Below are 25,998 nucleotides of genomic sequence, written 5' to 3'. Positions count from 1 at the left end.
AATATGAAAACTGGAATGAGATATTACGTAATAGTTACGTTTTTTGATTATGGTGTTTATCTATCTATTACCATCTGTATTGGTGCTTTTTTACAAGATTTATTAATTGAATTTCGAAATTTATCATTTTAAATGAAACCCGGTTTACCTCACATAACGACCATGGATTAAAGTGATGTCGTTAATTAGAATTAGGAGGCGAATATATAAAGAATAAACAAGTTATGTGATGGTTTTATTGCTTCTACTAAAATATGACGTGATAGATTTAACCTGAGTTATTTAGCTTGATTAGTTTCCACATGGAGGAGTTCAATGAAACGTGTGTTTTTAGCTGCCGTCGTCGCGTCTTTGATAGGATGTACGTCTTCACAAGTTCAAACTAGTGAACCTAGCCCTTTAGGCATTACCGAGCTAAGTAGTCAAAAGGATTGTTGTACCACGCTGAGTAAAGTAAGTTATGAACCGATTACCAAAGCGGGTGATCTCACCGCGGTGATTGATACTAACTCACAGAAAATAGGTTTAGTAAGTGGAGTCAGTTACGTGAAAGGCTATGAACTCCCAGTTTTTGATGGAGAGGCGAACTTAGGGGTTATCTCTCTGGTTGGTAATCAAGTCTTTGTCCCATCGATCCTTATTTTAGACAATGAATACAAAGCACTGGATGTGCTCTCTAGTTCGGATTTGAACTATCGCAACAGTGGAATTATGTACTCCACACACTACGCGATGGAAAAAACGATTTCCCAAAAATACCCGAATGGGAAGTCACCCCGTTACTTGGTCATTTTCACGACGAATAAAGACCTCAAGGACTCGACACTAATTAAACCTTCAAGTGACTCTGCGATTCGATCTGGGAGTGTAGAGGCAAATCTCGCGGCTAACACGGAGTGGAATATCCCACATGCAGCCGTTGGAACAGTGGAGCTTGAGCTCGACTATTCTGGTCCTGCAGTAAGACAAGAGTCAAAACAACAGCAGCAAGACCGAGAAGCGGCACTCGCTGCCGTGGTGGTTACAGATCAGCAATCAGTGATGGATACAGAGTTCGTTGAGTTGTTCGATGATAGAATTCGCGCCGCCGTTCGAGCCGGTGAGTTTGATCGTGCTTTGGATATAATGAAGCAAGCCGAAAAGCAGGGATCGCCCACAGCAAGAGAGACGTTTGTTGAAGCGATGAAGAATTTTGAAGGCTAGGCATATTGTTTTAGTGCTTCTGACTCCACTCTTTTTTTAGAACTAAAAGCCCGCAATATCAATTGCGGGCTTTCTTCTTGGTTAATTACCAATACTAACGAAAACCCTAAAGCGCCATTAGATATTCAACCAGTTCGTTTCGAGCTTGTTGACTCGCATTGAAGTAGTTATCTGATTGAGTCTGGGCATCACCGCCGTGTCTTTGCAATACGGCATCAACGCTGGTTGCTTGTCCATCATGCATCAGCGTCAGCGCATTGGCATCGCCACTTTTTACATAGCCGCTCAAACCGATTCCCCAGAGTGGGGCAGTACGGAATGCGCCCTCACCAAGGTCGTGAAGGAGTAGGTCGGTATACGGATGAATCGTCTGATTCGATAGCTCTGGAAATTCACTGTCAGTACCAGTTTGCACCGTCATTTTATGGCAAGAGTTACACCCAAATTCTTGGAAACGGTTATGTCCAGGCATGGTCGTTAGGTTTTGACGAGGCGTGGGTACGGCCACAAGCTTTGTATACACTACCATATCTTGAACATGATTATCTGCGAGCTCCATGGGGCCAAAGCCCTCGAAACTGGTGCCAATACCCATATCGTCATGCAGCGCCTTAGCGATTTGATGCTCAACGCTAATAGTCTCTGCTCGCCAGCCAAAGCGACCAACATACTGTTGTCCTTCTACCGTCACGTAGTTAACCGTTCCTCCATTTTCCTGAGCCCATTGTTCAATAGTTTCTTGAGGGATGTTCTCAAGTAAACCTAAACCAAACATCTTAGGAGGGACAACATCCTGTCTTGCTTGCATATCTCCCACACCATTGAGCGTGTGACATTGGGTACAGCTTGGTTGAATGGGGTCAGTGGTTAATCCTGCCATTTCAGGGAAAGGTAGATTACCGTTGATGGCTTGTGGACCCGGTAGGAACTCCTCGACGTGATCACCCGTTGTAAAGTTAGTGTGGATCAGGCGACGTCCGTCTAGCCATGATTGTACGTTTCCTCTATCAAGATTATATGCATGTTGCATAAAACTTAAGCGTTGCTGTGCACCACCGCTTGCAGAGAGCTGCGGTACAGTCGTATTTCCACCGAGCTGAGCGAAGCTGTCATTAATGTTGAGTGGTCCTACTGCACTATCGCGATTGTTTACGGTCAACCCCTGTCCCAAGACGTATCTAAAAGTTTGTCCGTAGTAATTGACGTTATCGCCTGTTGTTTGAGCTCGGTCGAAGCTGATAGTGGTCTCAAACTCAATCTGCTCGCCAGCTTCAAATGGTCGATTGATATGAGGCCAACGTTGCATAATGGCGCGCCATGTCGTGGCTGTCGCTCGTTGGTCACGAGTTGCTTGGCACGCAGGGACAACTGATCCATCGTTTAACACCACATCCATAACATAGCCGTAGGAGAAGTTTGTCTCATCACCATAAATCTTGTGGTAACGCCAGTTAGGTGCTTGTTGGTTGCAAGACTTTTCATTGCCAAAAACATCGGTCATTGCGAGCGGTATTGCGCTGTTTAATGTTACAACAACACAAGGTTCAGTCGTGCCACAGGCTGATTGCCTTAAATCACTCGCGCTTGGCTGAGTATAGTCCTCTAATACAAAGGAACCGAAGCGACCTTCCCAATACTCCACATTAAAGTTGTTGAAGTCATTACCCGAAAGTTCATGTCGGACACGATATCGTTCCGCGATTTCGTTAATTACGACGCCATCACCGCCCGAAACGGGATTTCGAGCGAACACAGAGTCCGTGAACTGACCCGTTTCACCTTGGTTATCAGTAGCTTGGTAGGTAACCTGATAAGCCCCTTGCAATGAAGGTGTGAACTGCCATGCACCTTGTGCTTGTGAAATAGTTTCGCTTAATACGATTTGATTATCTGGCGCGGTTACGCGAACTGAAAGTGTTGTGATTGAAGCCTGTTCACTAGTAGCAGTTGCAGAAATAGAAACGACTTCGCCGACGGTTGCATTGCTCGGTGAAGCGCTTGCGCTGACTGTAGGAGCGTCGGGTTCAATTGGGGGCGGTGTTGTACCGCCTCCATCACCATCTGCGTCTGCAGTAATGGTGTATTCAGGTGAAATGTACTGTGAGAGCACGTTGTCTTGGACTTTTAGCTGCAATCGATAGGATTCGCCGGTAACAATGGCTTGCTCTGCCACCGTCCTTTGCCAAAACCCATCGACGAGCTGCGCACTACCGCAGTAATCGTCGACACACAAATAGGCCCATTGGCCTGTCCAACCACCATCTTCCGCATACGCTATTGAAGGGCTGCCTGATTCTATGCGGGTGTTGATTTCCGCGTAAGAGAGTGGACTGTATAAGGCGACAAATAAAGAGCTTAACCCCAATGCCTTTAGGCATTTGTAGTTAGGAGGAAAGTATTCGCTTTTATGCATAACATTAACTTCCATATTAATTGATGTTATTGGTTTGGTTTCCCTATTATCTCTAGCAGCTGATGAGATGAAGGGTATTACGAAAACTCACTTGTCGTTTACCGAATTTAATTAACTTGAGATGAATTTGTTTTTCTTGTTACGCAGATGACAATTGTCACATTTTGCTTTGTTAGTAAATTATTTTTGAACTTTTCATAACTAACGTATTTTTGTGATGTGAGTCATTGCTGCTAGGTGTTTTTCGTTGGTTGGATCAACTTTGTTATTATCTTCGTAGTCAATATCAATTATGATTTTTTCTGATTATATTTTCATATTTTTCTTGTGTGATTTTGTTCAAATAATATGTCGACATTTTTAATCTATGCTCTTTCTCGATTCGTCATACATGGAGAAAAGTAATGAAACGAACCTATTTGTCATTAATCGCTGCAGGAGCAATGTCACTATCTGCGTCAGTATGGAGTTTGGACGGAGTGCTAGTGCCAGAGAGTGGTATTTTAGTTTCTGTCGGTCAAGACGTGGACAGCGTAAACGATTATGCAAGTGCTTTGGGAAGTATACCGGCGGGTGTGACAAACTACGTCGGAATCGTTAATTTGGATGGTCTGAATTCCGATGCGGACGCTGGCGCTGGTCGCAACAATATTGCTGAACTTGCTAACGCTTACCCAACAAGTGCGCTAGTGGTTGGCGTGTCGATGAATGGTGAAGTTGATGCGGTTGCTAGCGGGCAATATAACGCTAATATCGATACGTTATTAAATACCCTTGCTGGTTACGATAGGCCTGTTTATCTTCGCTGGGCATATGAGGTTGATGGACCATGGAATGGCCATTCACCGAGTGGTATTGTGACTAGCTTCCAGTATGTCCATGATCGCATCATTGCTCTGGGACATCAGGCGAAAATTTCCTTAGTGTGGCAAGTTGCTTCGTACTGTCCGACTCCAGGTGGTCAACTTGATCAATGGTGGCCGGGCTCTGAATACGTAGACTGGGTAGGGCTATCTTATTTTGCTCCTCAAGATTGTAACTGGGATCGTATTAATGAAGCAGCTCAGTTTGCTCGAAGTAAAGGCAAACCTCTTTTCTTAAATGAATCGACGCCTCAGCGTTACCAAGTTGCGGATCTTACCTATTCAGCAGATCCAGCTAAGGGTACTAATCGACAAAGTAAAACCTCTCAGCAGCTTTGGGATGAATGGTTTGCGCCTTACTTCCAGTTTATGAGTGATAACTCAGATATTGTAAAAGGTTTCACCTACATCAATGCGGACTGGGATAGCCAGTGGCGTTGGGCCGCTCCTTATAATGAGGGATATTGGGGTGATAGCCGGGTTCAGGCGAATGCACTGATCAAATCGAACTGGCAGCAGGAGATTGCGAAAGGACAATATATCAACCACTCAGAGACACTGTTCGAGACATTAGGCTATGGCTCAACTGGCGGTGGAGATAACGGTGGTGGTGATAATGGAGGAACGAATCCACCAGAGCCTTGCAATGAAGAGTTTGGGTACCGATACGTGAGCGATTCAACCATAGAAGTTTTCCACAAAAATAATGGTTGGTCAGCGGAATGGAACTACGTCTGTCTGAACGGACTCTGCTTGCAAGGAGAACTCAAGAATGGCGAGTACGTCAAACAGTTTGATGCGCAGCTGGGCTCGACATACGGTATCGAGTTTAAAGTCGCAGATGGAGGATCGCAGTTCATAGCCGATAAGTCTGTCACCTTTGAAAACAAACAATGCGGCTCTACTGGTACACCAGGTGGTGGCGATAACGGCTCTGGCGGTGATAATGGAGGTGACAACGGAAGTGGTGGTGACAATGGTTCAGGTGGCGGCACCGACCCCAGTCAATGTAGCGCTGATTTTGGTTACAATTATCGCTCGGACACAGAGATTGAGGTATTTCATAAAGATCTTGGTTGGTCTGCAAGTTGGAACTATATCTGCTTAGATGACTATTGTGTACCAGGTGATAAGTCTGGAGATAGCTATAGTCGTAGTTTTAATGCAACTTTAGGTAGTGACTATAAAATTACATTTAAAGTAGAAGATAGCGCCTCTCAGTTTATTACTGAAAAGAGCATCACGTTCGGAAATACTAGTTGTGCTCAATAAGTAACCACTACAAATAGAGGGGTTAATAGCCTCTCTATTTTTATTTAAATAAGACAATATAATCTTACAGCTATGGTTTCATATGGTGTGTCATGAGGCTTAGCTTATTTGTACTACTACATTTTGTTGTCAGTTCTTAATTCCAACTTACAACATTTCATACTCTTCATTCACGATGTGATCTCGCACATCGTTATCATTTTACATCAACCTAGAGCTAAATATCATAATAGCGCAATGCTATCCGCTTTCTAAAATCGTAATAAAAAAGGAGTGGATATGGACCATAAAACAACATTAGTCGAGCCTTCTGCCTGGGGCGACTACTCACTGTATTGTTTAGAAAACAGTAACGGTGTCCGCGTCGAAATTAGTGACTTAGGCGCATCCATAGTGAGCTTCAAACTCAAAGATAGATACCATAGAGAAAGAAACATAGTTCTTGGTTACAACCGTCCAGAGCATTACCTAGCGGGACAAGCGTACGTGGGCGGTGTTGTTGGACCTTGGGGTAATCGTATTGAAAATGGTCGCTATGATCACGCTGGAAATCCTATTCAGTTGTGCCAGAACGAAGGGAGTAACCATTTACATGGTGGTGACTGTGAACTTCACAAACGTCGCTGGGACGTTACTATCATGGCCGCTCAGGGGGTTACGCTTGAGACGCAGGTAAACAAAGGAGAGGGTGGTTATCCTGCAAATTTGAGGATTTGCGTCACCTATCGTTTAAGTGACGCTAATGAACTGACGGTTCACTATTGGGTTGAATCGGACGATGATTGTCCCGTTAATCTGACGCATCACGCTTACTTCAATCTAAGTGGAGGCAAGCATGATGTTCAGGGGCATATAGTGGCGATTGATGCTGACGAGTACTGGGATACTAATGCTGAGCAAATCCCTACGCAATCACGTTCAGTGATGGGCACTGCGATGGACTTCCTTCAACCGAAACGAATTGCTTTGGGCTTTGCCACAGAAGAAGCGGCGCTTGTCTCCGCTGGTGGCTACGATCATTGCTTTATTCTGAATGGTGAGGGGTTGAGACCCGTAGGGTGGGCATTTGAGCAGTCGGGTGGGATTGTCCTCGAGGTGATGTCAGATAGACCCGCAATGCAGTTCTACACTGGAAATCACTTGGGTGACCATAAAGATTCATTCGGCAAACCGTTTGGTACACATATGGGATTTTGTTTCGAGACCCAAAGTTACCCAAATCAAGTCAATATGCCAGATATCGCTGATCAAGTACTAGTAACACCTAATCGTCCTTTTAACTCTACAACGGTGTTTAAAGCGAGCGTGGAGGGTCAAGCGTAACATTCTGTTTTAAGGCAACAAATAAAAAGGACAGTCAATAAACTGTCCTTTTTTGTGGTCAATAATAAATGCTCAAGTTAGGTGGGTTTGATGTCTGTACTCGTGCTGATATCGAACCTTTGAATAATGTGAGTATTAATCTGTACGACGTTCTCTAGCTCTTGGCACTGCGTTTCTGTCTTCTGGCACATGTCGCTGATTTGGACAGATTCGTCTTTTAGTTCATTCATGCTTTCAACGAGTTGTCGTGCCACTATGCTTTGTTCTTCGGCGGATGCGCTGACTTGAATGCTCATGCCGTTAACAATATTAATGTCTTCAAGTACCTTGGAATAACTGTTTCCAACTAACGTAGCATCGTCAGCGTTTTGTTGTGAATGACTCACACATTCACGCACTTCTGTAGCGATATCAGCAATCTCAGCGTTTAAATCACCCAAAATAGATTGAATCGTCAAGGTTGAGTTTTGAGTTTTCTCTGCCAATTGTCGAATTTCATTCGCGACCACAGAGAACCCTCTACCGTGTTCACCTGCGCGAGCTGATTCGATGGCTGCGTTCAGTGCGAGAAGGTTAGTTTGCTCAGCAATGTTTTGAATAACTTGTAAGACGGACTCAACCGATTGACTGCGTTCTAGCAAGCTGTCCATCTTTTTATCACATTGTCCAAGCTGTTCGGCAAGCGACAATATAGAGCTGATGCTGTTGTTAGTAACTCCAGCGCACTCATCACCGTTAAGCTTCGCACGACCAATGGCATCTTGAGTCGAGGTTGCGGCCGAAGCGACTTCTTGAATGGCGAGATTCATTTGCTCTAGAGAAACAGACATAGCCTCGATGTTTAGATTCTGCTTGTTAGTGACTTTCGCAGTGTGTTCTGTGCGTGTCGCAATAGTATGACTCGCTGACAATAGAGATTCAGAACCAGATTGGAGCTGAGACACGATATCAAGTAAGTGGCTCTGCACTTGGTTCGTTGCCGAACTAAGTTGCCCAAACTCATCTTTACTGACGGGAATATCTTCGTTAGTTAAACGCCCATTAGCGATACGCGTTAAAGAAGTGATGAGTTTGGACATAGCAGAGCGAATGCGAAGCGTAAGCAGCGAGCTCGCGCCTATAGCGATAACCAATGCCATTGCTAGCAAACCTAATGTCACCTGTGTCGCCGTCGTGGCGGATTGGCGTGAGCTATCTATCTTGTTTTGTGTCATCAGAACGAGCTGAGCTTCCACTTCATTAAGCTGACTCTTAAGGGAGCTGTTGGCTTGCATTAACAGTGCCTGCTGCTCAACAGTAACGTTCTGTTGTTCCAAATTATTTAGGTGTAGTGTCAGTACACCATCAGCGGAATTTATGGCTGTAAAAAGCGGTTCAAGTATGGATGCTGCTTCGAGAGAAAATGCGGGGTTTTTCTTGGCGATGAAGTCGATTTTCTTTTCAAGCATACGGTTGTGTCGGTCTAGTCCGGATTTAACCACCCAAACTTCATCTGCCGTAGTAAGTAATAGTATCTGACGGATCAGTTTATCGGCGGAATTAAAATGAAACTGCAAAAATTGGATGTCTCGTTCTCTTACCCCTTCTGTTGCTTGCAGTTTATTAAGGTTATTTCCTATGGTGTCTGCCGATTGACTGTATAAAACCGCACTAAGCTGAGCACCGATCGAGGCTTGCGCCGAGATATCCTTACTTGCGAGCTGTGCCTCCATCAGAGGTACGAAGTCGGCTAGGGTGGTCGACAGCGTGTCGAGTTTAACTTGATCAAGAGTTGGCAACCAACTCACGATATCGAGCGCTGACAGCCAAGTGGCGAGCGCCTCCAGCTCATTAATGAGTTCACTGCTGTCTACTGCTGTAGTTTCATTTTGTCGTACGCTTTCATCTCGGCGTGAGGTGTCTGGGTTGTATAGCGCGACTAAGTTAGACGCTTCTAAAAGACGATTCCTTAATTGGTTAAACTGATTGAGAGGGTCGATAACTTGAGATTCAACACTGTCGATTTGCTCGGTCGTGTGTTGTGCATTTCGGTATGCGCTGGCAGACAATAAGAATACACTGAGAGAGATAAGCGCGAAGACAAATATAATTTGTTTTATTATAGAATTTAGCATCTGATTCCTTCCTATTATTGTCCTTTAATTGTAGTTTTGGTTCGATAATACCAAGTGTGATGTGAAGCATGATTAATTGATAATAATATTGATGGATGTCTCATATTCGACCAGTCTAAATTATGAATATATTTTCAAGGATTGAAACAAAAACTATGGCAAGTGTTATTATATCTCTCACCACATTTATTCTATTTATTTCCAGTGAATAACAATATTTAGTAATGTCATTATGAAAAGTGATATTTATTATCTGGTGTTACGCTGGTCACATTTCAAAGCTTGCCAAAGTTTCCATAACAACAAAAATAATATGTAACTCTCACGTGAAGCTTACCCAGTTCGAGAGTCATATTGGATAAAAATTAAAAAATGGAGTAATACCATGCTAAGAAACCACAAACTTAGTAAAGTGTTTAGTGCTACAGCGATTTCCCTATTTCTTTCTTCTACAGCATTCGCTGACACCACGGTTCGAATGATGCACATCGAAACGGACCCGAACGTGCTTGGTGTATGGGAAGAGATTGCCAAAGACTTTGAAGCAAAGAACCCAGACATCAAGGTTAACCTCGAGTTTCTAGAGAACGAAGCGTTCAAAGCAAAACTGCCAACGCTACTTCAGTCACAACAAAAACCTGACCTTTTCTATAGCTGGGGCGGTGGTAACTTCCAAGTTCGCGCCGAGTCTGGTTTGTTGGAAGACATGGAAGGTTACTCTGCAACTCTTAATCAAGAGCTGTCTGCTGCGGGCATGAATGCCTTCAAAATTGACGGCAAGCAGTACGGCGCGCCATACATGGTTAGCCAAGTGGGTTTTTGGTACAACAAGAAATTGTTCAAGCAAGCAGGAATCGATGGCGAAAGCATCCAAACATGGGATGAGTTCCTATCCGCTATTGAGAAACTAAAAGCAGCGGGTATTACTCCTATCGCAGTCGGTGGCGCAGATAAGTGGCCAATGCACTTTTACTGGAGCTACCTAGTAATGCGTGCGGGTGGTCAAGAAGCGTTTGCCGCAGCAATGCAAGACCAAGGCGATGGATTTGCTGGTGAAGCCTTTGTTCGTGCAGGTGAAGAACTTAAGCGCCTGGCTGCGCTAGAGCCGTTCCAGCCTGGCTTTATGGCAGCGGGTTATGGTGAATCTGCAGGTTTATTTGGTGACTACAAAGCCGCTATCCACCTAATGGGTGACTGGGACTATAACTTCCAAGCTCAACAGGCGGTTGATAAGAAAGGTGTGGTTGATTCAGACCTTGGCTTTATGAACTTCCCTGTACTTAAAGGTGGTGCTGGTGCGGGTAGTGATACGCTAGGTGGCATCAATGGTTTTGCATTCGCTAAAGGCGCTAAACCAGAAGCTGCAAAATGGCTCGAATTCTTCCTAAACGAAAACAGTCAAACCAAACTTGCTGAAATTGACCAAATCATTCCAGTTGCAAAAGGTGCAGACAAAGGTCTGCAAAATCCATTCAAGCAAAAAATTTCCCAAACAATTTCAAGCGCGCAATGGCACCAAGTGTTCTTTGATCAAGCTCTAGGTGCAGATGTTGGCGGTGTTGTTAATGACATCTCTGTTGGCATCGTTAACGGCGACGTAACCCCGAAAGAGGCTGCTGAGCAAGTGCAAGAAGCGTGGGAGATGCGTTAATTCAACGTAATGGATGACGTTTAACGTTATTTAGCGTTCGTAAAAGCTGGCTATACCGACCTTGTCGGACTTCGTTCACCTATTAGCCAGCTTTACCTCATAAATTAAGGAGTATGTATGAGTGAGAAGTTAGCAGCCATGGTTGACGATCCTCAAGAAAGTAAATCCGCTGGTTTTGGCCACTGGCTCAAAGAAAGAAATCACGGAAATCGATTGTTAACCCTAGTGTTTTTCCTGCCGCCCGCACTATTGCTGTTTACTGTTTTTGTCATGTTACCACTCGGAGAAGCTGCCTATTACAGTTTTTTCAAGTGGAACGGTTATGGTGAACCAACACAGTTCGTCGAGTTTAAAAACTATGCACGAATTCTAAAGCACAGTGCGTTTGAAACCGCTGCGTGGAACACAGTAAAAATCATTTTAGTTTCATTGGTCATTCAGTTGCCTTTGGCATTGATTGTCGCCTTGAGTATTTACAAACAAAGCTGGTCAAACAGCGTCTTTCGCTTGATCTTCTTTTTGCCTTACATTCTTGCAGAAGTTGTCGCGGGTCTGATCTGGCGTTTCGTTTTCGACGGTGACTACGGAATGATGGCAGGTATTGCCGAATCATTGGGCACAGACCCTTGGTACATTCTCGCTGACAGAGATTGGGCATTTACCGCTATTTTGGTGGTCATTGTTTGGAAGTATTTTGGTTTCCACATGATGATCTATATCGCCGCACTTCAAGGTGTGCCTAAAGATCTGATCGAAGCCTCCAAGCTCGATGGAGCGTCAAAACTGCAAGCAATCTGGCATGTAAAAATCCCACTTATTATGTCGGGGATAAAAGTTTCCATATTTTTCAGTATCTTGGGTGCTTTGCAAACCTTCGATCTCATAATGCCATTAACAGGTGGTGGCCCATCGCATAGCAGTCATTCATTGGTGAGTTATCTATATACCTTCGGTATTACACGAATGAATGTTGGTTTTGGTAGTGCGGTTGGTGTCGTGTTGTTCATAGCCTGTGTCGTGTTCGCATTCACTTATCAGAACACAATCATGAAAGAAGACAAGAAGTAGGGGCTCATCATGGAAAAGATTAAGAATATTCAGTGGGTCAGGATGTCCTTCTTGATGTTGGTAGCCGGGTTTGTACTTTTGCCGATGGTGGCAACGCTATTCGGTGGTTTTAAAAGCCTCGGCGAGCTTCGTACTAACCCATTTGGTATCCCTGAAGTGTGGGAACTCGAACACTACGCGACGGTATTTGCTGATGGCAGCATTTGGATTCTGATGAAGAACTCTCTCATTATCGCTGCATTATCGGTCATTCTCACGCTACTCGTTGGAACAATGACGGCGTTTACGTTCTCGCATATTAAATTTGCTGGTTACAAGTACGTCTATAGCTACTTTCTAATGGGGATGATGTTCCCAGCGGCAGCGGCAATATTACCTCTGTTTCTGCGTATTCGAGACTTAGCGCTGCTTGATACTTTACCAGGTATCGTCATTCCGCAAGTCGCGTTTGGGCTTGGGTTTAGCATCCTTTTATTTAGAACCTTCTTTGAACAGCTTCCAGCTGAGTTATTTGACGCGGCACGTGTCGATGGTTGTAGTTATGCCAAGTTCTACCTACACATCATTCTTCCGCTATCGACGCCAATACTTGCAACCGTTGGGGTATTTGTCTTGGTGGGCAGTTGGAACAACTATCTACTTCCACTGCTCGTTTTGAATACTGAAGATATGTATCCATGGACCCTCGGAATTATGAAGTATCGCGGAGAGTACGGTATCGCATGGAACAAGATCCTAGCATATGTATCGGTGACGATTACCCCAGCGATCGTATTCTTCTTGCTGGCACAAAAATACATAGTTGCGGGTTTGACCGGCGGCGCGGTGAAAGGTTAATTAGGAAAGGAATTATCAAAAATGGCTTCAGTTTCATTTAAGAATTTAGAGAAAGTGTATTCTGGCGACGTTCGTATAGTAAAGGACTTCAACCTAGATATTAAAGATGGCGAATTCATCGTATTTCTTGGTCCATCAGGCTGTGGTAAGTCCACAACATTGAGAATGCTTGCAGGACTCGAGGACATCACCGGTGGGGAGATTTCGATTGGTGGTCAGGTAGTAAACAACCTAGAGCCAAAGGATCGTAATATCGCAATGGTATTCCAAAGCTACGCGCTTTATCCGCACATGACAGTGTATGAAAACATTGCCTTTGCGCTCAAACTTGCGGGCGCTAGCAAAGAGGAAATAGCAAATAAGGTTCGTCCTGTAGCAGACATGCTTCAGCTCACACCACTACTGGATCGTAAGCCTAAAGCGTTATCCGGTGGTCAACGCCAACGCGTGGCAATGGGCCGTGCAATGGTTCGTACGCCAGAGGTATTCTTGTTTGATGAACCATTATCAAACTTGGATGCAAAACTGCGTAACGCGATGCGAAGCGAAATTAAGGCACTTCACAAGAAACTCCAGAAGACCACCATCTATGTGACGCACGACCAAGTAGAGGCGATGACCTTAGCTGATCGCATTGTCATTCTTCGTGATGGTCGTATAGAGCAAGTCGGTACACCGAAAGAGATTTACCAAAACCCTGCGAATAAATTTGTCGCTGGTTTTATCGGCAGCCCAACAATGAATCTATTGCCAGCTGAACTTGCGAATGACGATAGTGGCTGGCACCTAGAGCTAGCAGGTCAGAAGTTATCTCTAGCAGGCGATGTTGATGCACAAGTGGACAGAGAGAAAGTCACTATGGGGATTCGCCCAAGCGATGTTCATTTAACACCAGAGCTTCTTGAGCACCCAATAAAAGTGTCAGCAACAGTGGAAAGCTATGAGTTATTGGGTTCAACCATTCAGGTAATGAACCGATTTGGAGACCATAGTCTGGTAGTTGAATCACCTTCGACACAGGCAGTCAAAGAGGGTGATCAAATTGATTTATATCTAGATGGCTCACAGCTGCATGTGTTTGACACAAGCAAAGAAAAATCAGTGTATGTCGCACATTAGATGCCATTAAGCAGGCATTAAATCTCAAGACTCGATAAGCAAACACTCATCGGATACCAAAGGCCCTCCGGGGCCTTTTTTTACCTCAAAGAAAGGATTTTATATGAGAAAACTCATTACTCCTGTTATTGCCTCTATGGCCAGTGCAGCCATCATTGCGGGGTGTAGCAGTCAGCCAAGCACAGTGGCTGTAGACACGATACCGAAAGCTTTACCTGCGGATATCGCAGAGAAACCCATCGAGCTATTTGTGGGTCAAGACCTCGGCGCGGTCGGCGGATTAGAAGACTACGACCAAGGCTATGTTGACTATTTTGGCATCCCAAGCGGTGTAACGGTTTATACCAGTCTAAAAGATCTTGAAGGTCTCGAGCAGAAGGTGAACTACGGCGCGGGTGATAACCACGCAAATCTCTACTTAGAAAGTGACGCGTTTAAAGGCGTTGATATTGCGATGGGGCTCTACTTGGTAGACCAACTTGATGCTATCAACGCGGGTAAGTTAGACAATAACATTTCCAAATTGGCTAACTGGATCAGTCAATCAGAAAGAACGGTTTACCTGCGAATCGGTTATGAGTTTGAGGGTAGTTGGAATGGTTACGCTTCTGATGATTATAAAGCGGCATACCGACGTATTGTTGATGGTCTAAACAAACTTAATGTTGATAACGTTGAGTACGTGTGGCAATCCAGTGGCTATGAAGAGGATAGAGAGGAACTATTGAGCTACTATCCAGGCGATGGTTATGTAGACTGGGTAGCCTATTCATACTTCAACCACGACCCAAAACTAGCGGGACAAGAAATGCTGCGCATTGCTCGTGAACGTGGCAAACCAGTCATGATTGCAGAGCTTACTCCGCGCGGTTATAACCTGATGCTGGATGATGGTAAAAAAACATGGGATAGCTGGTTCAAGCCTTTTTTGAATCATCTAAAAGAAAACCAAGACGTTATCAAAATCATCGCGTACATCAATGCCGACTGGGATGTACAGCCGATGTGGAAAGGTCAAGGTTGGGGTGACACACGCCTTCAATCGAACTTATACATCGCGAATAAATGGCGCAGAACCATCAAGAGAGAAGAGTGGTTGGTTACGTCAACGGTTGCCATTCCACCAATCTTCTTGCTTCCAGACGACTACGATGAGTTGAAACAAGCACGAAACAAAGCCGCTGAAGACACTGTACCACAAGAAAACCAATGGCAGGCTGAAGATGCGACGCCAACCGGCAATGTACGTATCTACCCAGATGGCGCTGCAGCAGGCGGCAAGGGGATGGCATATATGTATCAGCTGGGTGACTCTTTGACCTTTAAAGGTGTCCCTCAGTCTAACTATTTTGTGATTCGCTATGCGTCGGAACGGTCAGGCAAAATTGGCCTGTTTGTCAACGGTCAACGATCTTATGACATAGAGTTCGATTCGACAGGCTCTTGGGTTGGAACGTACAACAAAGTAGAGATGCGAGTTGATATCCCAGAAGGGGCTGATGTAGCCATCAAGTGGGAAACCGGTGATACGGCATTAAACACAGACTATGTGGTTTTTGACAGACGATAATTGTCGAAAGGTCTCAGAAACACTGATTTATAAGGCGCTGCGTTTACGTGGCGCTTTTTTGTTTTTTCGCAGTAAGGTCGGGGCTTGGGGAGGATTAGAGCTGATCTAAGGTGGACGACACCGCCCACCCTGATTGATTTAGAATTGATAGATTATTATGCAGCACGTTTTGATACCTCGTGACGATAAACGCGCATTCCCGTCTTTGTATTTTCATACACGGCTGATTCGTTTAGGTACGACCAAGCGTGGACATCTGTGTTGGTTTGCGCTGCTAGTCGTTCGATCACTAAATCAATGTTACGGCCTGCGTAGTCTTTTGTTGGTACGAATAGATTCTTAATTACTGATAGCATATTAGCATTCCTTGTAATTTTGTTACCGAAGTTGGTGTAATAACTATACAATGAAATAAAAATGTGATCAATGTCCGTAATAAACTTTCATAAAATTTTAATGCTCGTAATTAATAGATCAGAACAAGAGCTTAGTTTACGGACGTGCAACATAAAAAATGGCTATCGAACAGAAGCTCGATAGCCATGGTTTAGTAAAGAGATGCTATTGGTGTTTCAATCTATCGCAACAATCTGGGAACTAAGGCTTACGCTTCGTGTTCCTGATAGCTGAAGTAGTCAAAATCCGCCGGCTGCATTCTGCCTGTAATGTCGCAAGCAAACAGCGCTGCAAAGCTACCTGTAAATCTAAAGATATCGGGTCCACCTTCGTCAGATAAAGGGGTACTGTTGAGCGCAGGACCAATAGTTAGCCAGTTTTCACCATCAAGTGAATAAGAGAACTGATACCACTGGCACTTAAGCTCTAGGCGAAGATAGACCGCATCGCAATCACCAATGCGGACCTCTTCGCTATACTCGCCATAAACATCGTTAATGTTTCCCGCAATCTGTAGCACTTTCTCGCACACATCGTTAGCAGTCATCTTTAAGAAATAGTGACCATTTCGAGCATAATAAGCGCTTAAGCCCGCCATTTCGTAAGGCGTTGTTGGATTAAACTCCAACTTAGTTTCTACCGTTGCATAGTGGCTTTGGAATCGGCGTGCAACCAAGCTATTTTGATAACGAGAACTTAAATAGTGACGTCCTTTAAGTCTCAGGTAACCTGGCTTCTCAGTAAGTGAAGCCCAAGATTCATCTAACGGCTCTCTGAGTGTTTGGAAGTTGATATCCAGTTCTGGTGAATCGAAGTTGTCGATTTTGGGTAGTTCTGGCCAAGGGCAAGGTTCGAGTTCTGGTGCAGTAACCTCAACGACGGGCGTTTTGCCTGTTGTTACATACGGCCACCCATTTTCCCAATGCGCTTTTTGGATTGCACTTTCACGTCCAAGAATCGAAAAGCCATTGTCATACTTTGGAATGAACTGATAGCCCTCAGGATTTGGAATACGTCGACCACAGAGGTGGCTTAAGTACCATTCGCCTTGTTGAGTTTCGACTAAAAATCCGTGACCAGCGCGAGATAATTCAGCGTCCTCTTGGAAACGACTTGTTAGAATTGGGTTATCTGGATGCACCTCGTAAGGTCCCCAAACATTCTTTGAACGGCAAATTGTCACTGCATGGTTGCGTTCAGTGCCACCCTCTGCAGTGATGAGATAATAGTAACCATCTTTCTTGAGCATCTGTGGACCTTCTGTACAGCCCAGATACGTGCCTTCAAAGATATTTCGAGGTTCACCCACGAGCTCACCACGTTCAGCATCGAACTCTTGCATGACGATGCCGCCGAAGAAGTTGGTTTTTGCTCGCCCATCCCAGATCATGTTTAGCATGTATTTCTTGCCATCGTCATCATGGAAAAGCGATGGGTCAAAACCGTAATTGCCGATAGGTGTTGGCTCACTCCAGGGACCCTCAATATTGTCTGCGGTCACCACAAAGCTTGGTGTTGCCATCCAGTTACCACCACGGCAAGAGTGTACATTCGAAAAACACACCCAGAATTTACCATCCGCATAGGTTAGGGCAGGAGCGTACACACCCTCTGAGTTGTCCATACCAGTCATGTCAAGTTGAGAGGTTCGAGTAAGGACATGGCTGAGTAGACGCCAATTGACTAAGTCTTTTGAATGATGAATTTGAATGCCAGGAAACCATTCAAATGTTGACGTCGCAATGTAATAGTCATCACCAACACGAACAATTGATGGATCAGGATTAAAACCTTTTAGTACAGGATTTTGAATAGTTTGCGTCATTGGAAAATACTCACAAAGAAAGGGCATTGAAAAAGGTGCTGAGAAAACTCAACACGCACGCAATAAAAAAGCCCAAGCACATCCCCCGATTATACTTGGGCTTGAAGCAAATGTTCACACAAGGATTACTTGTAGATGAACCCGTTCACAATGTTTTCTAGATGTTCTTGACGGCCAGATTCTTTCACTGGAGATAGGTTATTATCCATCGCGTAATTAGCCACCTGTTCTAGGTTTAGATCGCCCGTTAGGATTTTCTTACCAAGATCTTCGTTCCAACCAGAATAGCGCTGTGCAATATTCTTAGATAGAACGTCGTTTTCAATCATGTCAGCTGCACGCTCAAGTGATAGAGCCATTACGTCCATACCACCGATGTGACCATGGAAGAAATCCTCTAGGTCGATAGAAGGGCGACGAACGCGTGCGTCGAAGTTGAAGCCACCTGTAGTGAAACCGCCTGCTTTTAGGATTTCGTACATCACTAGCGTGTTTTCTTCAACACTGTTAGGGAACTGGTCAGTATCCCAGCCTAGTTGCGCGTCACCGCGGTTAGCATCGATAGAGCCGAATAGACCTAGTGATGTAGCTGTTGCTACTTCGTGGTGGAAGCTGTGACCTGCTAGCGTAGCGTGGTTCGCTTCGATGTTTACTTTAACTTCGTTCTCAAGACCAAACTGCTTCAAGAAACCGTAAACTGTTGCAGTATCGTAATCGTACTGGTGCTTAGTTGGTTCTTGCGGCTTAGGTTCAATTAGGATTGCGCCTTTAAAGCCAATCTTGTGCTTATGTTCTACAACCATTTGCATCAAGCGACCTAGCTGCTCACGCTCTTGACGTAGGTCAGTGTTTAGCAGTGTCTCATAGCCTTCACGACCACCCCAAAGTACGTAGTTTTCACCACCAAGGCGCTTAGTTGCGCCCATAGCGTTGAAAATTTGGGTTGCAGCATAAGCAAATACTTTAGGATCTGGGTTTGTGCCTGCACCTGACATATAACGCGGATGTGAGAATGCGTTAGCCGTACCCCAAAGAAGTTTAAGACCTGTTTCTTCTTGCTTCTGCTCTAATACATCAACCATTGTTTGGAAGTTGTTTACGTACTCTTTGATAGAAGCGCCTTCCGGTGCAACATCAGTATCGTGGAAACAGTAATATGGGACATCTAGCTTTGAGAAGAACTCAAATGCAGCATCCGCTTTAACGCGAGCGTGTTCCATTGGGTCTGATACCTTTAACCACTCGTGGTCGAAAGTACCGTCACCAAATACGTCAGAACCAGGCCAGCGGAAGTTATGCCAGTAGCAAGCAGCGAAACGAAGATGCTCTTTCATCGACTTACCGAGAATCATGCGGTCCGCATCGTAATGACGAAACGCTAAAGGATTCGTCGATTCTTTTCCTTCAAATTTGATTTTATTAATGTTCTTAAAAAATTCAGTCATAGCCTAATTTCCAATTTTCTGGTTGTGGACTTCGTTCGTATTTAATATTCAACCTTTTCGACCAAGCCATCAATTATGATTTTTGATACCAAATTTCACCTATTTACTAAATGTGCCCTAGTTCTCAAAAATAAGGTTTGTTTTTCCATTTCATGCTCGATGTATTTATGTAAGTTATTGATTTATAATAAAACTAAGATTCTATGATATGAGATTAGGCGATTTGAATCACATATGAAAAATATCGTAAATTAGTAACCAGATTGGGTAAATTGAATTAACTTATCGATGCGTCAAGAATGTGAGACAGACACATTAGGTACCCGGAGAATTAAAATGAACACTATCAAGTTATCCGTAAAAGAGAAGATAGCTTATGGGTTAGGCGATACTGGCTGTAACTTTGTATGGCAGACAGTAATGCTATTTCTTGCATATTTTTATACCGATATTTACGGTTTGTCGCCTGCCCATATGGGAACCATGTTTTTGTTAGTCCGCTTTATCGATGCGGTAACTGACCCAATCATGGGCTCTATTGTAGATAGAACGAAATCGAAACATGGTCGCTATCGCCCTTATCTGTTATGGATGGCGATTCCGTTTGGGGGAGCTTGTATGGCAGCCTTCTTTACCCCAGACTTCGGCGAGACAGGTAAGATTGTCTATGCCTATGTTTCTTATATATTTTTAACGTTAATGTATACGGCAATTAATGTTCCGTATTGTGCTATGGCGAACGCGATGACTAACGACTCGAAAGAGCGTACTTCTCTTCAGTCTTATCGTTTCGCACTGAGTACTGCTGGTGGCTTGGTCGTGGCTATGGTTGCGCTACCGCTAGTGGATGTTATTGGTCAAGGGGACGTGCAAAAAGGCTACATGGGTGCGATGGCAGTTATGGGCTTGGGCGCGATTGCATTGTTCTTTTTCAGCTTTGCTAACACCACCGAGCGTTGCGTTCCAGAGATTGAAGAAAAGCAGTCTGTATGGGATGACTTAAAGCTTCTAATGAAGAATAACCAGTGGCGCGTATTGTTTATCGTCAATGTTGTCCTTCTGACCGGTATCGTTCTTAAAGGTGCTTCCACCATGTACTACGTGAACACGGTTATGGGACGAGCGGACCTTGCTACTGCCTTTATGGTTACCGGTATGCTAGCTAACATCGTCGGTGCGATATTCTCTGCGCCAGTGCTTGGCAAATACGACAAGCCAAAGGTATATCGTGCACTGATTGTTGCTTCAGGTTTCTTATCAGCGGTTCTGTTCTTAGTCGACCCTCAGAATGTCTTTATGGTGTTTGCCCTAGTGATTATTCTTGGTGTGGTTCAAATGAGTACAACGCCAATTCTATGGAGCATGATGTCGGACGTTGTCGATTATGAGAAAACGCGCAGCAATCGCTCACTAAGCGGTATGGTTTTCTCAACCAATTTATTTGCGATTAAGCTCGGTATTGCGATTGGTGGCGCAGCAGTAGGTTGGATTCTTGCTTGGTCAGGTTATGTGGGCGGTGCGGAGACGCAAACTGCTGAGGCAGTCACAGCGATTAACTTACTTTACACAGTAATACCTGGCGTATTCTTCGCTTCAATTGCGGTATTTATGATGTTCTACAAACTAGACAATGAACATCTAGAGAAGATCAAAGCACTCCTTGTTCTTGATGCGAAAGAGAACGAACAACGTAAACCTGTTGCTCACAATGCAGAGCTCGGTTAATGAGAACCCCCTAAACGTCTTGTCGCTCCTGATGAGCCGTTATAAGCCCTACTCACCAGTAGGGCTTTTTTTAGCACTAATCTTAGGAAGTAAGTTATGAAAAAGCTGCTTATTCTTCTCGACAGCATGGTCTATTTTGACCGCCAAGTGCTTAAGGGTATCAAAGCTCGCTCTGATGAGTCTGATCTCAAGCTTAGTCTTTATTTAGAATGTGCGAGTAACTTAGACTACATACTCAGCGAAAGCTGGGATTACGTTATTGCGGATTACAATAAACCAGCAGTAAAACACCTTGTTGATACGTTGGGCGCAAAGCGTGTAGTGTATGCTAATCATTCGCCGGTTGATCTCCCTGATACTTTGTCTTCCGTCATTCTCGACAATGAAGGGCTTGCTCGCTTAGCGATCCGCACTTTTGCAAAAAGCGGTTTTATGCATGTCGGGTACTTCGCAAACCAGCAAGATCTTGTTACGCCATGGAGTCAAGAGCGACACAAAGCGTTTCAAAGAGCAGCCCCTAAACACTCTCTTAACTATTGTGACAATGTACATGATGCCATTAAAAGTCGGATGTTTCCTTTAGGTGTTTATTGTTCGTCAGACAGGTCGGCTCGTCGCATAGCAGAGGTATGCGAGTTAGAAAGCATCAATGTACCAGAGCAAGTTGCGATTATTGGCACCGACTATGACGACACTGAACGTTTGCTGTCCCCTATGCCGTTAAGCTCGGTAGAGCTTGATCCTTTTGAACTTGGGCGTAGCTGCATGGAGACGCTAGAACAGGTAATTCGTTACAAGCGGTCTGTATCTAAGCTGTTCTCATCAAACACAGTCATTCATGCGAAAACTACTGCAAGTGAAGGGGATGAAGATAAGGTCGTGGTAAAAGCCGAGCTTTATATGCGAAATCATTTCCATTCTAATATAAAGATCAAACAGGTCACGGATTTCTGCCGAATCTCACGCAAGACATTGGATACTCGGTTTCTAATTGTTCACGGTGTCACTGCTCATCAATATTTAACCAATCTCCGTGTAGAGCGTGCTAAACATCTGCTAGAGACCACAAATGACCGTATGGAGAGTATTGCAAAACAGTGTGGTTACCCCAGTCAGTCTTACCTATCTCAGGTTTTTATTAAGCAGCTAGGCTTGTCACCGGCGAAGTACCGTCAACACAATGCGAAGCATGCCGTGGTTGTGTTGTAAATCATGCAGTCGTTGAGTTGTAAATAAGGATCAAAAGGACGTTATCTGGTAACTGAATGTACGAATTTGGTAATTAGATCGAGTCGCCCATAATCCAATGCAGGATTGATACATAGTACGGATATCAAGAACGAAACAGGTATCAGACTATGCTTTACAAAGACCTTTACAAGAATCCAAATGTTGACACGGCAGAGCGCGTTAACGACCTTCTATCACGAATGACCCTGCTGGAGAAATTGGCGCAGTTAGGTGCTCAATGGCTTATCCTCGACGAGCATGGTGACCACCAAGACCGAGATTTAGAGATGGGATCTCATGAGTCGAAAAAGCCCATTCATGAACGCCTTAAACATGGTATTGGACAAATTACTCGTCCTCTAGGTACTCACTCTGTCTCGCCTGTCGAAGGAGTAAAAGCTCTTAACGCGTTGCAAGATTATTTGGTTAATCAAACGCGGCTTGGAATACCAGCACTTTCTCATGAAGAATGTCTGGTTGGCTTGATGTCAAAAGATGCAACGCTGTACCCATCGTCACTTAACTACGGCCATACTTGGAACCCTGCACTTATCGAAGAAATGGCATCCGACATTGGTAGACAAGTCAGGGCAGTGGGTGCCCATCAGGGGTTAGCGCCTGTTCTGGATGTATCTCGAGATGTAAGATGGGGGCGAACCGAGGAAACCTTAGGAGAAGACCCTTATCATGTCGGCTTGCTCGCGACCGCTTATGTCAAAGGCTTACAAAGTGAGAAGCGCGATGTATTGGCAACACTCAAGCATTACGTTGGACATTCATTTAGTGAAGGGGCGCGCAATCATGCGCCGGTCCACATTGGTTTTAAAGAGTTAAATGACACTTTTCTTTTACCTTTCGAGATGGCGGTTAAGCTTGGTAACGCGGGATCTATTATGCCTGCTTACCATGACATTGATGGCGAACCTTGTCATTCTTCTGAATACCTACTGACCGAAGTGCTTCGTCATCGCTGGGGATTTGATGGGTTGTTGGTTGCTGATTATGGTGGTGTTGACTTATTGTGCTCTCATCACGGTATAGCCTCGGACTCAGCGGGTGCTGCGGCTCTATCGTTTAATGCCGGTCTTGATATCGAACTGCCTGATGATGCGTGCTCAACTAAGCTGGAACTTGCCATGGAGCGAGGAGAGTTCTCAATCACCAAGTTAGACGAAATTGTGACACGCATTCTAACGATGAAATTTGAACTAGGACTGTTTGAGAATCCGTACTGTGAGTTACATACTGAGCCTTTGCATAATGAAGATTCAGAGCGACTTGCGTACCAAGTCGCTGCGGAGTCTGTAGTGCTGCTCAAAAACGACGGACTGCTTCCTTTGTCTAATCAAACAAAAGTTGCCTTATTAGGGGCGACGGCGGATGATCAACTCGCTCTATTAGGGGGGTATAGCTTCCCTGTCCATCTAATTCTTAGCAGTGAAGAGAGTGATACGCGAGTTGCGGCAACCTTGCGCGAAACATTTGAGCAAGCTTTTGATAGTGTGTGCCTTGCAAAGGGCTGCAATATCCTGACAGAAAGACATGCGAATGCCCCTGTATTTCCAGGAGATGTCGACCTTGCGCTATCGCAGTGCTTAGATTCTCCAATCGATATGGATACATCAGGATTTATCGAAGCTGGTGGTGTCATTCAAGATTCAGAGGTTGCTGTTGTCTGCGTGGGTGACCTCGCAGGGCTTTTCCAAACGGGAACGGTTGGAGAGGGGTCTGATGCTGATAGCCTTGATCTACCGGGCGTACAACAGGGGCTTATCGATATGGCGTTAGACTCTGGTAAACCCGTTGTTGTGATTGTGACTGGCGGTCGTCCATACAACTTAGGGCGAGCTGAGAGTGAAGCCGCGGCTATTTTGTACGGCTGGGCTCCAGGACAATGTGGCGCGCAAGCTATTACCGATATGCTGCTTGGCAAGGTAAACCCGAGTGGTCGTCTGACGGTTTCTATTCCGAAGAATGTAGGCGCTGTGCCTTATTACTATAATCATAAGCTAAAGAGCGGCGGTACTCCGATTGCCTATCACTTTGGTTCGAACTACCCCTTCGGATACGGTCTGAGCTACACGACGTTTGAGTACGATGAGATTAACATCAAAGCTCATGAGGTGGAGCACGACGAATGTATCGAGGTTACCATGAGCGTGCGGAATACAGGTCAGTTGGCAGGGTACGAGGTTGTTCAGTTGTACGTGAGAGACTTAATTAGTTCACTAGTTCGTCCGATTCGAGAATTAAAAGGGTTTGGTAAGGTGTTTTTGGAGCCAGGAGAACAGAAAACGTTATGCTTCTCGTTACCTGTCGATATGCTCAACTTGACCAACCATCTTCATCAGAGAATTGTGGAAGCGGGTGACTTTGACATTATGATTGGAAAGTCATCAACCGATATTGTGTTTAAAGAGACTATTACCGTGAAGGGTAAGACACGAATTCTGCCGCAACAGTGGCGTATGGTGTGTGAAACTTCGATTTCATAGCATCAAAAAGGAGAGGGGTGCCTCTCCTTTTCAATTTGGTTGGGTAAATGCAGTCTGATTAGTCAGCAGTGTTAACAGACGCCTCTCGGTATTCTTTTGGGGTTTGGTCCAAGTTCTTTTTGAAAACTGTGTACATATACTGCAATGAAGGGTAACCGCACAATTCGGCAATCTCGACTATCGGCAGTTCAGTGTTACCAAGCAGGTTACATGCGCGCTTGAGCTTGGAGTTGTGAATTTCTTGATGGATTGAGTGTCCACGCTCAGCTTTGAATCTCGCTTCCATATTAGAGCGAGAGATACCAACATAACTTAGCACTTGATCAACTTTAATCCCCTTGCAGGCATTGTGGCGAATAAAGTGCATGGCTTGAATAACGTAGGTATCTTTTAGCGCTTGATAGTCAGTACTTTGACGTTCGAATACCTGAGTCGGTGGAACCATAACTCGGGCATGTTTCAATACTTGGTTTGGGTTAACTGTCTCGTCTTTGTCTTTGGCATCAAGCAGACGATGAAGCATCTTAGCCGCACGATAACCCATCTGTTTGGTGCCTTGCCCTACAGAGCTCAATGATACTCGCGTAAGGTATCGCGCAAGTTCCTCGTTGTCGATGCCAATAACTGAAACCTTGTCTGGCACCATGATGTTGAGGTGCTGACATACCTGTAACAGGTGACGCGCTCGCGAGTCAGTAACGGCAATAATTCCTGTAGGGGTGGGTAAGCGCTGTAGCCAATCCGCCAACCGATTCATATCGTAGGTCCAGGTTCTAGAGTTGGTCTCACTACCTCGATAAATTGAACCTGTATAGCCCTCTTTTTTAACAATGTTTGAGAAGGCTTTCTCACGCTCGTGCGCCCAACGGTTGCACTTGTCATGTGGCTTTCCGTAAAAGGCGAAGTTTTCTAACCCTTTTTCCCGTAAATGTTGGTATGCCAGTTCAACGAGTGCTTGGTTATCGGTAGCAACATAAGGGATGTCTGGGTAGTCTTCATCTTTCTCATAAGATCCGCCTACACCAACAACCGGTATATCTGAATCTTTTAGCAGTTCAGCAATTTTAGGATTGTCGAAGTCAGCGATGACGCCATCGCCTTTCCAGTTATGAAAGTTATCTAGGTGAGTTGTGAATTCCTCCTCAAGAAAAATATCCCAATCGCATTGAGATGCTTGTAGGTATTCACCAATACCTTCGATGACCTCTCGGTCATAGACCTTATTGGCATTAAATAGCAGCGTAATTCGAAAACGTTTATCCATGGTGCCCTGATTTTTATTAATGGTGTTATCAGTTTCGAAATTGAGTTTATCAGCGACTCGCTGCGCGTGGTGTGATCTCAGACTCACTCGTGAAATCCGTGAATTCACCTGTAAAAAAACATAATTGTTTGACACGCTTACTAGGCAGATACTGAATACAGATTAGACGCAGTAGGCTATGCGGA

Annotated in this window: 17 protein-coding genes; 11 read left to right on the top strand and 6 right to left on the bottom strand. The window is 44.6% G+C overall.

Features of this window, described 5'->3' with window-relative positions; all coding sequences use genetic code 11:
* Positions 1 to 315 precede the first annotated feature (315 nt).
* Entirely contained in the window at positions 316 to 1,203 is an 888-nt protein-coding gene (locus AC6I8Y_RS09495) for a MalM family protein (protein WP_498020020.1), read from the top strand.
* Between the two features lie 106 nt (positions 1,204 to 1,309).
* Here AC6I8Y_RS09495 and AC6I8Y_RS09490 read toward each other — a convergent pair whose 3' ends face one another.
* Positions 1,310 to 3,616 (bottom strand): family 31 carbohydrate-binding protein, encoded by a 2,307-nt coding sequence (locus AC6I8Y_RS09490; protein WP_498020019.1) that lies wholly within the window; start codon positions 3,614 to 3,616, stop codon positions 1,310 to 1,312.
* Between the two features lie 404 nt (positions 3,617 to 4,020).
* Between AC6I8Y_RS09490 and AC6I8Y_RS09485 the strand changes: the two genes are divergently transcribed.
* Complete coding sequence (locus tag AC6I8Y_RS09485; RefSeq protein WP_498020018.1) at positions 4,021 to 5,751, top strand: family 31 carbohydrate-binding protein; 1,731 nt, start codon at positions 4,021 to 4,023, stop codon at positions 5,749 to 5,751.
* 279 nt (positions 5,752 to 6,030) lie between these two features.
* Complete coding sequence (locus AC6I8Y_RS09480; RefSeq protein ID WP_498020017.1) at positions 6,031 to 7,074, top strand: aldose epimerase family protein; 1,044 nt, start codon at positions 6,031 to 6,033, stop codon at positions 7,072 to 7,074.
* A 77-nt stretch (positions 7,075 to 7,151) separates the two neighbouring features.
* Here the strand turns inward: AC6I8Y_RS09480 and AC6I8Y_RS09475 are convergent, their stop codons facing one another.
* The gene (locus tag AC6I8Y_RS09475; RefSeq protein WP_498020016.1) at positions 7,152 to 9,188 is read right to left on the bottom strand and encodes a HAMP domain-containing methyl-accepting chemotaxis protein; all 2,037 of its coding nucleotides are present in this window, start codon (positions 9,186 to 9,188) and stop codon (positions 7,152 to 7,154) included.
* 385 nt (positions 9,189 to 9,573) lie between these two features.
* Here AC6I8Y_RS09475 and AC6I8Y_RS09470 point away from each other — a divergent pair, with 385 nt between their 5' ends.
* The 5 genes from AC6I8Y_RS09470 to AC6I8Y_RS09450 all read left to right on the top strand — a co-directional run bounded on the left by AC6I8Y_RS09470 (position 9,574) and on the right by AC6I8Y_RS09450 (position 15,433).
* Positions 9,574 to 10,839, top strand: a complete 1,266-nt coding sequence (locus AC6I8Y_RS09470) for an ABC transporter substrate-binding protein (RefSeq protein WP_234495793.1) — start codon at positions 9,574 to 9,576, stop codon at positions 10,837 to 10,839.
* A gap of 117 nt (positions 10,840 to 10,956) precedes the next feature.
* Positions 10,957 to 11,907, top strand: coding sequence for a carbohydrate ABC transporter permease (locus AC6I8Y_RS09465; RefSeq protein ID WP_234495794.1), 951 nt, complete (start codon positions 10,957 to 10,959; stop codon positions 11,905 to 11,907).
* 9 nt (positions 11,908 to 11,916) lie between these two features.
* Positions 11,917 to 12,744, top strand: a complete 828-nt coding sequence (locus tag AC6I8Y_RS09460) for a carbohydrate ABC transporter permease (protein WP_128649500.1) — start codon at positions 11,917 to 11,919, stop codon at positions 12,742 to 12,744.
* Positions 12,745 to 12,765: 21 nt separating this feature from the next.
* Positions 12,766 to 13,863 (top strand): ABC transporter ATP-binding protein, encoded by a 1,098-nt coding sequence (locus AC6I8Y_RS09455; RefSeq protein WP_498020015.1) that lies wholly within the window; start codon positions 12,766 to 12,768, stop codon positions 13,861 to 13,863.
* 103 nt (positions 13,864 to 13,966) lie between these two features.
* Positions 13,967 to 15,433 carry a glycosyl hydrolase gene (locus AC6I8Y_RS09450; RefSeq protein WP_498020014.1) on the top strand — a complete coding sequence of 489 codons (1,467 nt, stop codon included), beginning with the start codon at positions 13,967 to 13,969 and terminating at the stop codon, positions 15,431 to 15,433.
* Between the two features lie 155 nt (positions 15,434 to 15,588).
* Here the strand turns inward: AC6I8Y_RS09450 and AC6I8Y_RS09445 are convergent, their stop codons facing one another.
* The 3 genes from AC6I8Y_RS09445 to xylA all read right to left on the bottom strand — a co-directional run bounded on the left by AC6I8Y_RS09445 (position 15,589) and on the right by xylA (position 19,099).
* On the bottom strand, positions 15,589 to 15,789 hold the full coding sequence (locus tag AC6I8Y_RS09445) for a hypothetical protein (protein ID WP_128649495.1): 201 nt from the start codon (positions 15,787 to 15,789) through the stop codon (positions 15,589 to 15,591).
* 248 nt (positions 15,790 to 16,037) lie between these two features.
* Positions 16,038 to 17,654: a glycoside hydrolase family 43 protein gene (locus tag AC6I8Y_RS09440; RefSeq protein WP_498020013.1), complete on the bottom strand. Its 1,617-nt coding sequence runs from the start codon at positions 17,652 to 17,654 to the stop codon at positions 16,038 to 16,040.
* A gap of 125 nt (positions 17,655 to 17,779) precedes the next feature.
* Complete coding sequence (gene xylA / locus AC6I8Y_RS09435) at positions 17,780 to 19,099, bottom strand: xylose isomerase (protein WP_498020012.1); 1,320 nt, start codon at positions 19,097 to 19,099, stop codon at positions 17,780 to 17,782.
* A 336-nt stretch (positions 19,100 to 19,435) separates the two neighbouring features.
* Here xylA and AC6I8Y_RS09430 point away from each other — a divergent pair, with 336 nt between their 5' ends.
* The 3 genes from AC6I8Y_RS09430 (at position 19,436) to AC6I8Y_RS09420 (ending at position 24,549) form a co-directional block, all read left to right on the top strand.
* Positions 19,436 to 20,824, top strand: coding sequence for a glycoside-pentoside-hexuronide (GPH):cation symporter (locus tag AC6I8Y_RS09430; RefSeq protein WP_252012114.1), 1,389 nt, complete (start codon positions 19,436 to 19,438; stop codon positions 20,822 to 20,824).
* Between the two features lie 96 nt (positions 20,825 to 20,920).
* Positions 20,921 to 22,033: a substrate-binding domain-containing protein gene (locus AC6I8Y_RS09425; protein ID WP_498020011.1), complete on the top strand. Its 1,113-nt coding sequence runs from the start codon at positions 20,921 to 20,923 to the stop codon at positions 22,031 to 22,033.
* 149 nt (positions 22,034 to 22,182) lie between these two features.
* On the top strand, positions 22,183 to 24,549 hold the full coding sequence (locus AC6I8Y_RS09420) for a glycoside hydrolase family 3 N-terminal domain-containing protein (RefSeq protein ID WP_498020010.1): 2,367 nt from the start codon (positions 22,183 to 22,185) through the stop codon (positions 24,547 to 24,549).
* Between the two features lie 58 nt (positions 24,550 to 24,607).
* Here the strand turns inward: AC6I8Y_RS09420 and AC6I8Y_RS09415 are convergent, their stop codons facing one another.
* Positions 24,608 to 25,900, bottom strand: a complete 1,293-nt coding sequence (locus AC6I8Y_RS09415; RefSeq protein ID WP_498020009.1) for a XylR family transcriptional regulator — start codon at positions 25,898 to 25,900, stop codon at positions 24,608 to 24,610.
* Between the last annotated feature and the right edge of the window lie 98 nt (positions 25,901 to 25,998).

The organism is Vibrio sp. KUL78 (assembly GCF_059725505.1).
The sequence above is the reverse complement of the archived record's forward strand: the minus strand, read 5'-3'. Positions and strand labels throughout refer to the sequence as shown.

Bases quoted from the DNA above. Each gene is read 5' to 3' on its own strand.
- AC6I8Y_RS09495 (WP_498020020.1), top strand. From the start codon at position 316: ATGAAACGTGTGTTTTTAGCTGCCGTCGTCGCGTCTTTGATAGGATGT.
- AC6I8Y_RS09490 (WP_498020019.1), bottom strand. From the start codon at position 3,616: ATGCATAAAAGCGAATACTTTCCTCCTAACTACAAATGCCTAAAGGCA.
- AC6I8Y_RS09485 (WP_498020018.1), top strand. From the start codon at position 4,021: ATGAAACGAACCTATTTGTCATTAATCGCTGCAGGAGCAATGTCACTA.
- AC6I8Y_RS09480 (WP_498020017.1), top strand. From the start codon at position 6,031: ATGGACCATAAAACAACATTAGTCGAGCCTTCTGCCTGGGGCGACTAC.
- AC6I8Y_RS09475 (WP_498020016.1), bottom strand. From the start codon at position 9,188: ATGCTAAATTCTATAATAAAACAAATTATATTTGTCTTCGCGCTTATC.
- AC6I8Y_RS09470 (WP_234495793.1), top strand. From the start codon at position 9,574: ATGCTAAGAAACCACAAACTTAGTAAAGTGTTTAGTGCTACAGCGATT.
- AC6I8Y_RS09465 (WP_234495794.1), top strand. From the start codon at position 10,957: ATGAGTGAGAAGTTAGCAGCCATGGTTGACGATCCTCAAGAAAGTAAA.
- AC6I8Y_RS09460 (WP_128649500.1), top strand. From the start codon at position 11,917: ATGGAAAAGATTAAGAATATTCAGTGGGTCAGGATGTCCTTCTTGATG.
- AC6I8Y_RS09455 (WP_498020015.1), top strand. From the start codon at position 12,766: ATGGCTTCAGTTTCATTTAAGAATTTAGAGAAAGTGTATTCTGGCGAC.
- AC6I8Y_RS09450 (WP_498020014.1), top strand. From the start codon at position 13,967: ATGAGAAAACTCATTACTCCTGTTATTGCCTCTATGGCCAGTGCAGCC.
- AC6I8Y_RS09445 (WP_128649495.1), bottom strand. From the start codon at position 15,789: ATGCTATCAGTAATTAAGAATCTATTCGTACCAACAAAAGACTACGCA.
- AC6I8Y_RS09440 (WP_498020013.1), bottom strand. From the start codon at position 17,654: ATGACGCAAACTATTCAAAATCCTGTACTAAAAGGTTTTAATCCTGAT.
- xylA (WP_498020012.1), bottom strand. From the start codon at position 19,099: ATGACTGAATTTTTTAAGAACATTAATAAAATCAAATTTGAAGGAAAA.
- AC6I8Y_RS09430 (WP_252012114.1), top strand. From the start codon at position 19,436: ATGAACACTATCAAGTTATCCGTAAAAGAGAAGATAGCTTATGGGTTA.
- AC6I8Y_RS09425 (WP_498020011.1), top strand. From the start codon at position 20,921: ATGAAAAAGCTGCTTATTCTTCTCGACAGCATGGTCTATTTTGACCGC.
- AC6I8Y_RS09420 (WP_498020010.1), top strand. From the start codon at position 22,183: ATGCTTTACAAAGACCTTTACAAGAATCCAAATGTTGACACGGCAGAG.